We start from the raw sequence: 9014 nt of genomic DNA on the forward strand, positions 1-9014 counted from the left end.
CAGGACCAGGACCGGTCTCGACAGGCTCGACCGCCGGACGCGGTACCGGCCTCAGGAGGGGTTGATGCCGAACAGCTCGGCCCGCGAGCGGATCACCTGGGCGCGGGCGAGACGGGGCTTGTCGCTGCCGTCGCGGATCACGGAGCCGGCCGCCTCGAACTCGGCGAAGAAGTCGACGGCCCAGGCCACGTCGGACGACGTCGGCGCGAACGACTCGTTGATGACGGCCGACTGCTCGAAGTCCAGGCAGAGCTTGCCGGTCATGCCCAGGCCGACGGCGTCGGCCGACTGCTCGCGCAGCAGCGCGTGCGACGAGCCGACCGTGGGGCCGTCCACGGGGCCGGGCAGGCCGCCGATGCGGCTGGCGACCACGAGGCGCGTGCGCGGGTACGCCATGGCCATGGGCTCGTTGGCGGCGCCGGTGTCGCGACGGTAGTCGCCCGAGCCGAACGCGAGGCGGAACGCACCGCGGGCCTTGGCGATGTGCACGGCCTCCTCGATGCCGAGGGCCGACTCCACCAGCGGGATCACGGGCACGTCGCCGCCGAGCCGCTGCGCGGTGTCGATGACGTCGTCCGCGCTCTCGGTCTTGGCGAGCATCACGCCGTTGAGGCCCTCGAGGCCGCGCAGGTAGGCGACGTCGTCGGCCCAGGAGGGCGCGGTGCGGTCGTTGATCCGGACCCAGGCGCTGCCGCCGCTCTTGATCCACCGGATGACGTTCTCGCGCGCCTCGTCCTTGAGCGAGTCGTCGATCGCGTCCTCGCAGTCGAGGATGACCTGGTCCGCCCGCGAGAGCTGCGCCTTGTCGAAGAGCTCGGTGCGCATGGCGGACAGCAGGAGCCAGGCCCGCGCGTAGTCGGGGGCGACCCGCGACTTCTCGCGGGCAGCCCGGCGGGGCGCCAGGTCGCTCTCGGGGACGACGGCGGACGCCGTCGGCAGGCCCGACGAGTAGCCCGCGGACTGCGCGGTGGGCTGGTCTGCGGGTTCGGTGGTTCGGTCGGCAGGGGTCTCGGTCACGCGCCCAGCCTAGGCGGCGACAAGTGGCCTGGCCGAATCATGACCCCCGCTATGCAGAGGTCTGGTGCGAGGGTCAGAACGGCAGGAAGACGTCGACCGCGACCGCGACGAAGAGCAGCGACAGGTACGTGATCGAGCCGTGGAACACCTTCATGGCGCCCAGCTTGCCCCCGGCCTTGCCCTGCGCCCGGCGCAGCATGGCGATCGTGGACCAGAGGAACCAGCCACCCAGCACGGCGGCCACCACGGTGTACACCCACGACATGCCCGCGAGCGGGGTGAGCGCCAGCGAGCAGGCGATCATCGCGATCGTGTAGCCCACCATCTCGGCCGCGACGCGCTTGTCGTCGCTGACCACGGGGAGCATCGGCACGTTGGCGTTCGCGTAGTCCTTCTTGAACTTGATCGACAGCGGCCAGTAGTGCGGCGGCGTCCAGAAGAAGATGATGCCGAACAGCGCCAGCGCGGCCCAGCTCAGCCCGCCGGTGACGGAGGCCCAGCCGATGAACACCGGCATGCAGCCCGCGATGCCGCCCCACACGATGTTCTGCGGGGTGCGGCGCTTGAGGATCATCGTGTAGCCCACGACGTAGATCGCGATGGCGCCCAGCGTGAGCCACATCGCGGCCCAGTTGATCACCAGGGCGAACCACGCCAGCGACAGCAGGCCGAGGATCGAGGCGAACACCAGCCCGGCACGCGGCGTGATCTCCCCCGTGGCCAGCGGACGCTTCTTGGTGCGGTTCATGACCTGGTCGATGTCCCGGTCCCACCACATGTTGAACGCGTTCGCGCTGCCCGCGGCACCGGCGCCGCCGATCAGGGTGGCGACGATCAGCCAGAAGCTGGGCAGGCCGTCGGCGGCCAGGATCATGGTGGGCACCGTCGTGACGAGCAGCAGCTCGATGACGCGCGGCTTGGTCAGCGCGACATAGGCACCGGCGCGGCGCATGAACCAGCCCCCGGGACGCTGCTCGACGGCGGCGTCCGGTGCGTCGTGCCCGGACGTCTGGGGACGCGCGGTCTGGCCGGTCGTCGGGTGGCTCGTTCTCACGCGCGTCGCAGTTCCGTTCGGGAGGGTCCTGGAAGTCGGTAACGCACCTGGTCGGCGCTGTTGCCGGTCGAGTGCGTGCCCATCGTACGTCGCGGGCTGACCTCGCCGCGCACCGCATTCCCGCACGACCGTGTGAGATTTGTCCCGGGGCAACCGTCTCATTGTCTGTGGACAGGCCTGCGCGGGTGCAGGAGTGCGCGTATAGGGTTGATTTCGCAATCGAACCACGGGCGGCCGGCATCCCGCCGCCGCCGCACGCACGCTGCACGGCTCACCGGCCTGTCCGCTCTCCGGACAGGCCGTGGGCCGCCGGCGGAGAGAAAGAGGACTCGTGAACGCTTTCGACCCCGTGCTGAAGCCCCTTGAGTGGTCGGAGCTCGACGAGCGAGCGGTCAAGGCCATCAAGGCGCTGGCTGCGGACGCCGTCGAGAAGGTGGGCAACGGACACCCCGGAACCGCGATCTCGCTCGCGCCGGCCGCGTACCTCCTCTTCCAGAAGGCCATGCGCCACGACCCGTCGGACCCCGACTGGGTCGGCCGCGACCGCTTCGTGCTGAGCGCCGGACACTCGTCGCTGACGATCTACCTGCAGCTCTTCCTCGCGGGCTACGGCCTGGAGATGGAGGACCTCGAGGCCCTGCGTACCTGGGGCTCCAAGACCCCGGGCCACCCCGAGCTCGGCCACACCGCCGGCGTCGAGATCACGACGGGCCCGCTGGGCCAGGGCCTCGCCTCCTCCGTCGGCATGGCGTTCGCCTCGCGCCGCGAGCGGGGCCTGCTCGACCCGGCCGCCGCCCCCGGCGAGTCGCCGTTCGACCACCACGTGTACGTCATCGCCTCCGACGGCGACCTGCAGGAGGGCGTGACCTCCGAGGCCTCGTCCCTCGCGGGCCACCAGCAGCTCGGCAACCTGATCGTGATCTGGGACGACAACAAGATCTCGATCGAGGACGACACCAACATCGCGTTCACCGAGGACGTGCTGAAGCGCTACGAGGCCTACGGCTGGCACACCCAGCGCGTGGACTGGACCTCGGGCGACGCGGGCTACGCGGAGGACACCGACGCGCTGGCCGCCGCCCTCGACGCCGCCAAGGCCGAGACCGGCAAGCCGTCGATCATCGCGCTGCGCACGATCATCGGCTGGCCGTCGCCCACCAAGCAGAACACGGGCGGCATCCACGGCTCGGCCATGGGCGCCGACGAGGTCAAGGGCCTCAAGTCCGCGCTCGGCCTGGACCCCGAGGCCATGTTCGCGATCGACGACGAGGTGCTCGCCTACACGCGCTCCGTCGCCCAGCGTCAGGCCACCGAGCGCGAGGCCTGGGAGACCGCCTTCGCCGCCTGGTCCGAGGCCAACCCGGAGAACGCCGCGCTCCTTGCGCGCCTGCGCGCCCACGAGCTGCCCGAGGGCTGGACCGAGTCCCTGCCCGAGTTCGAGGCCAGCGAGAAGGGCGTCGCGACCCGTGCGGCGTCGGGCAAGGTGCTGACCGCGCTCAAGGACGTGCTGCCCGAGCTGTGGGGCGGCTCCGCCGACCTCGCCGGCTCCAACAACACGACCATGGACGGCGTGCCGTCGTTCGTGCCCACCGAGCACGCGACCAAGAAGTTCCCGGGCGACCCCTACGGCCGCACCCTGCACTTCGGCATCCGCGAGCACGCCATGGGCTCGATCCTGAACGGCATCGTGCTGCACGGCCTGACCCGGCCCTACGGCGGCACGTTCCTGCAGTTCGCCGACTACATGCGCGCCTCGGTGCGCCTGGCCGCGCTGATGAGCATCCCGACCACCTTCGTCTGGACGCACGACTCGATCGGCCTCGGCGAGGACGGCCCGACCCACCAGCCGGTCGAGCACCTCGCGGCGCTGCGGGCCATCCCGAACCTCGACGTCGTCCGCCCGGCGGACGCGAACGAGACCGCCTGGGCCTGGCGCGGCATCCTCGAGAACACGAAGAACCCGGCCGGCATCGTGCTGACCCGGCAGAACGTGCCCACCTACCCGCGCGGCACCGACGGCTTCGCCGGCGCCGAGGGCACCCTCAAGGGCGGCTACGTGCTCCTGGACACCGAGGGCACGCCCGACGTCGTCCTCGTGGGCACCGGCTCCGAGGTGCAGCTCGCCGTCGAGGCGCGCGCGCTCCTCGCCGCCGAGGGCATCCAGGCCCGCGTGGTCTCCCTGCCGTCGCGCGAGTGGTTCGACAAGCAGGACGAGACCTACCGCGAGTCGGTCATCCCGTCCGGTGTGAAGGCCCGTGTCTCGGTCGAGGCGGGCGTGGCGCAGGGCTGGCGCGAGATCGTCGGCGACGCCGGCCGCATCGTCTCCCTCGAGCACTACGGCGCCTCGGCGGACTACAAGACGCTCTACGCCGAGTACGGCATCACCTCCGAGGCGGTCGCCCAGGCCGCCAGGGAGTCGATCGAGGCGGCGTCCTGAACCGCGCCGGAACACCTGGACACGAGAGAGGAAGGGCACGATGACTGACAGCACCAGCGACAGCGGCGAGAACGTCAGCCCCACCGAGCGGCTGTCCGAGGCGGGTGTCGCCATCTGGCTCGACGACCTGTCCCGTGAGCGGCTCCGGACCGGCAACCTCGCCGAGCTCATGACCAGCAGGAACGTCGTGGGCGTGACCACCAACCCGACGATCTTCGCCGCGGCGCTCGCGCACGGCGACGCCTACGCGGGCATCCTGGGCGAGCTGGCGGGGTCCGACGTCGAGACCGCGGTGGAGCGCATCACCACGGACGACGTGCGCGACGCCGCGGACCTGCTGCGCCCCGTCTACGACGCCACCGGCGCCGTGGACGGCCGCGTGTCCATCGAGGTGGACCCGCGGCTGGCCCGCGACACCGCGGCGACGGAGACCACGGCCGTAAGGCTGTGGGAGACCGTCGCGCGGCCCAACGTGATGATCAAGATCCCCGCCACGGTGGAGGGTCTGCCGGCCATCACGTCGACCCTCGCGAAGGGCATCAGCGTCAACGTGACGCTGATCTTCTCGATCGAGCGGTACCGGGCCGTCATGGACGCCTTCCTGGCCGGCCTGGAGCAGGCCAAGGAGGCGGGTCACGACCTGTCCGTGATCGGCTCGGTCGCGTCGTTCTTCGTGTCCCGCGTGGACTCCGAGATCGACAAGCGGCTGAACGCCGTCGGCACCGACGAGGCGCTCGCGCTGCGCGGCCAGGCCGCCATCGCGAACGCCCGCCTGGCCTTCGCCGCCTACGAGGAGGTCTTCTCCGGTGACCGCTGGGCCGCCCTCGCGGCGGCCGGCGCGCAGCCGCAGCGGCCACTGTGGGCGTCGACCGGCGTGAAGGACCCGGCCTACCGCGACACGATGTACGTGGACGAGCTCGTGGTGGCCGGCGTCGTGAACACGATGCCCGAGAAGACGCTCGACGCGTTCGCCGACCACGGCATCGTCCTCGCGGACACCGTGACCGGCTCGGGCGAGCAGGCGGCCGCGACCATCGCGGCCGTCGAGGCGCAGGGCATCTCCATGGACGAGGTGACCGCACAGCTGGAGGACGAGGGCGTGACGAAGTTCGAGGTCAGCTGGGACGAGCTCCTGACGACCACCAAGGCCGGCCTCGACGGTGCCGGTGCAGGGGCCGGCGAGCGGTGAGGCCGGCCAAGATCGAGCAGGGGGTCAACCCCCTGCGCGACCCTCTCGACCTGCGGCTCCCGCGCATCGCGGGGCCGAGCGGGCTCGTGATCTTCGGCGTGACGGGTGACCTGTCGCGCAAGAAGCTCATGCCCGCCGTCTACGACCTCGCCAACCGCGGCCTCCTGCCGCCGGGCTTCGCCCTGACGGGCTTCGCGCGGCGCGACTGGGAGGACCAGGACTTCGCGCAGGTTGTCCACGACGCCGTCAAGGAGCACGCCCGGACCCCGTTCCGGGAGGCCACGTGGCGCCAGCTCGCCGAGGGCATCCGGTTCGTCCAGGGCTCCTTCGACGACGACGCCGCGTTCGAGCGCCTGCGGGAGACCGTCGAGACGCTCGACAAGGAGCGCGGCACGGGCGGCAACCACGCGTTCTACCTGTCGGTCCCGCCGTCGGCGTTCCCCGTGGTGTGCGAGCAGCTCTCCAAGCACGGGCTGTCGCGCCCCGACAACGACGCGGACGGCGACGGCGTGCACGCCTGGCGGCGCGTCGTCATCGAGAAGCCGTTCGGGCACGACCTGGCCAGCGCCAAGGAGCTGGACGCGGTCGTGTCCAAGGTCTTCGACCCGGACTCGGTGTTCCGCATCGACCACTACCTGGGCAAGGAGACGGTCCAGAACCTCCTGGCGCTGCGCTTCGCGAACACCATGTTCGAGCCCCTGTGGAACTCGAACTACGTGGACCACGTGCAGATCACCATGGCCGAGGACATCGGCATCGGTGGCCGCGCCGGGTACTACGACGGGATCGGCGCCGCGCGCGACGTCATCCAGAACCACCTGATCCAGCTCCTGGCGCTGGTGGCCATGGAGGAGCCCCGCAACTTCGACGCCGCCGAGCTGCGCGCCGAGAAGATCAAGGCGCTCTCGTCGGTGCGCCTGCCGCGCGACCTCGGCAAGCACACGGCCCGCGGCCAGTACGAGGCCGGCTGGCAGGGTGGCGAGGAGGTGCCGGGCTTCCTGGAGGAGGACGGCATCGCGAAGGACTCCACCACGGAGACCTTCGCCGCGATCCGGGTGGACGTCGACAACCGCCGCTGGGCGGGCGTCCCGTTCTACCTGCGGCACGGCAAGCGCCTGGGCCGCCGCGTCACCGAGGTGGCCGTGGTGTTCAAGAAGGCGCCGCACCTGCCGTTCGAGACGTCGCTGACGTCCGAGCTCGGCAACAACGCCCTGGTCATCCGCGTGCAGCCCGACGAGGGCGTCACCATGCGGTTCGGGGCCAAGGTGCCGGGCACGGCGATGCAGGTGCGCGACGTGACGATGGACTTCGGGTACGGCCACTCGTTCACCGAGTCCTCCCCCGAGGCCTACGAGCGCCTCATCCTGGACGTGCTGCTGGGCGACCCGCCGCTGTTCCCGACCCGCGAGGAGGTCGAGCTGTCCTGGCAGATTCTCGACCCGATCACGTCCTACTGGGCGCGCAAGGGTCAGCCGGAGCCCTACGCTTCCGGCACCTGGGGTCCGCCGTCGGCCGACGCCATGATGGAGCGCGACGGCAGGGCCTGGAGGCGACCGTGATCATCGACATGCCGGACACCACGACCAACCAGGTCAACAAGCGTCTGGTGCGCCTGCGCGACGAGGGCGGCGCGGTGGCCCTGGGCCGCGTGCTGACCCTCGTGGTGCTGGCCGACGAGGGCGACATCGAGGAGTCGGTGGAGGCCGCCAACGACGCGAGCCGCGAGCACCCGTGCCGCGTCATCGTCGTCGCCCCGTCGGCCGACGGCAGCAGCACGCACCTGGACGCGCAGATCCGCGTGGGCGGTGACGCCGGCGCCTCCGAGGTGGTGGTGCTCCGTGCCTCCAAGCCGCTCCTGGAGCGGGCCGACACGCTGGTGATGCCGCTCCTGCTGCCCGACGCGCCGATCGTGGCCTGGTGGCCGCGGGAGGCGCCCGCGGTGCCGTCGCAGGACCCGGTGGGCGCCATGGCGACCCGCCGGATCATCGACAGCACCACGGCGAAGCACCCGCAGGAGATGCTGGGCAACCTCGCCGGGACGTACGCCGCCGGGGACACCGACCTCGCGTGGGCGCGCGTCACGCTGTGGCGGGCGCTCATCGCGGCCGCCGTCGAGCAGCCGCCGTTCGAGCCGGTGCTGTCCGTGACGGTCGAGGGGCAGAAGCGGCACACGTCGCTCGACCTGCTCGCGGCCTGGCTCGGCGCCCGGCTGAACTGCCCGGCCGAGGTCGTGCGCACCGCCAGCGACGACGCGATCACCCGCGTGGTCCTGGAGCGCAAGAGCGGGCCCATCGTGCTGGACCGCCCGGACGGCCGGATCGTCACGATCACGCAGCCGGGCAAGCCCGCACGCCGGATCGCGCTGCCGATCCGGGCGCTCAACGAGGCCCTGATCGAGGAGCTGCGCCGGCTCGACCCGGACGAGGTCTTCGAGGAGGTCCTCACGCGGGGTCTGGGGCACGTCACCGACCGGACGGCGGCCTGATGACCGAGGCGCCCGGCGTGCGGCTCGTCGTCGTGCACCCCGACAAGGAGGTGCTGGCGCAGGCCGCCGCCGCGCGGCTGCTGACGCGCGTCCTGGACGTGCAGTCGGTCCGCTCCCCCGTCCACGTCGTCCTCACGGGCGGCACGGTCGGCATCGCGACGCTCGCGGCGGTCGCCGCGAGCCCGCTGGTGCCGGCCGTGGACTGGTCGGGCGTGCACCTGTGGTGGGGCGACGAGCGGTTCCTGCCGGACGGCGACCCGGACCGCAACGAGACGCAGGCGCGCGAGGCGCTGCTCGACGGCCTCGTCGCCGAGCACGGGCTCCCCGCGGCCAACGTCCACGCCATGCCGGGTCCGACGTCGGTCGCGACGCCCGAGGAGGGCGCCGCGGCCTACGCGGCGCTCCTGGCGGAGCACGCGCAGGGAGCGGCCGCGGCCGTCCCGGCGTTCGACGTGCTGCTGCTCGGCATGGGCCCCGACGGCCACGTCGCGTCCCTGTTCCCCGGCCACGAGGGCCTGGCGGCGCAGGGCACGACGACGGGCGTGCACGGCTCGCCCAAGCCCCCGCCGGAGCGGGTCTCGCTCACGTTCGACGCCATCCGGTCCGCCCGCGAGGTGTGGGTCGTCGCGGCCGGCGCCGAGAAGGCGGACCGCGTGGCGGCGGCACTGGCCGGCGACCCCGTCACCGAGGTGCCCGCGGTGGGCGCCGTCGGGCAGGCCCGGACGCTGTGGCTCCTGGACCTGGAGGCCGCGGGAGCGACCACGCCGAAGTAGAACACCGGCGAGATAGAACTCTGGCGAGGTAGAACTGTGGGCGGGACACCTGATCAGGC

7 protein-coding genes are annotated in these 9014 nt (G+C 71.9%); 5 read left to right on the forward strand and 2 right to left on the reverse strand.

Annotated features, from left to right (window positions below; translation table 11 throughout):
- Nucleotides 1–51: 51 nt before the first annotated feature.
- Entirely contained in the window at nt 52–903 is an 852-nt protein-coding gene (locus ACFU5G_RS27180; protein WP_377251760.1) for an HpcH/HpaI aldolase/citrate lyase family protein, read from the reverse strand.
- A gap of 187 nt (nt 904–1090) precedes the next feature.
- The gene (locus ACFU5G_RS27185) at nt 1091–2071 is read right to left on the reverse strand and encodes a heme o synthase (protein ID WP_377251748.1); all 981 of its coding nucleotides are present in this window, start codon (nt 2069–2071) and stop codon (nt 1091–1093) included.
- A gap of 331 nt (nt 2072–2402) precedes the next feature.
- Here ACFU5G_RS27185 and tkt point away from each other — a divergent pair, with 331 nt between their 5' ends.
- The 5 genes from tkt to pgl are packed head-to-tail and all read left to right on the forward strand — an operon-like array spanning nt 2403 to nt 8955.
- A complete protein-coding gene (tkt, locus tag ACFU5G_RS27190; RefSeq protein WP_377251750.1) occupies nt 2403–4508 on the forward strand; it encodes a transketolase in 2106 nt (701 codons plus the stop codon).
- 40 nt (nt 4509–4548) lie between these two features.
- Nucleotides 4549–5697, forward strand: a complete 1149-nt coding sequence (gene tal / locus ACFU5G_RS27195) for a transaldolase (RefSeq protein ID WP_377251752.1) — start codon at nt 4549–4551, stop codon at nt 5695–5697.
- Nucleotides 5694–7256 (forward strand): glucose-6-phosphate dehydrogenase, encoded by a 1563-nt coding sequence (zwf, locus tag ACFU5G_RS27200; RefSeq protein WP_377251754.1) that lies wholly within the window; start codon nt 5694–5696, stop codon nt 7254–7256. The genes tal and zwf overlap by 4 nt, the downstream gene beginning before the upstream one ends.
- Nucleotides 7253–8182: a glucose-6-phosphate dehydrogenase assembly protein OpcA gene (opcA, locus tag ACFU5G_RS27205; RefSeq protein WP_377251756.1), complete on the forward strand. Its 930-nt coding sequence runs from the start codon at nt 7253–7255 to the stop codon at nt 8180–8182. The genes zwf and opcA overlap by 4 nt, the downstream gene beginning before the upstream one ends.
- A complete protein-coding gene (gene pgl, locus ACFU5G_RS27210; RefSeq protein WP_377251758.1) occupies nt 8182–8955 on the forward strand; it encodes a 6-phosphogluconolactonase in 774 nt (257 codons plus the stop codon). Before opcA ends, pgl begins: the two co-directional genes overlap by 1 nt.
- Nucleotides 8956–9014 lie beyond the last annotated feature (59 nt).

Source organism: Promicromonospora sp. NPDC057488, from assembly GCF_042802395.1.
In the GTDB taxonomy this organism is placed as follows: domain Bacteria; phylum Actinomycetota; class Actinomycetes; order Actinomycetales; family Cellulomonadaceae; genus Promicromonospora.

Bases quoted from the DNA above. Each gene is read 5' to 3' on its own strand.
- tal (WP_377251752.1), top strand. From the start codon at position 4,549: ATGACTGACAGCACCAGCGACAGCGGCGAGAACGTCAGCCCCACCGAG.
- pgl (WP_377251758.1), top strand. From the start codon at position 8,182: ATGACCGAGGCGCCCGGCGTGCGGCTCGTCGTCGTGCACCCCGACAAG.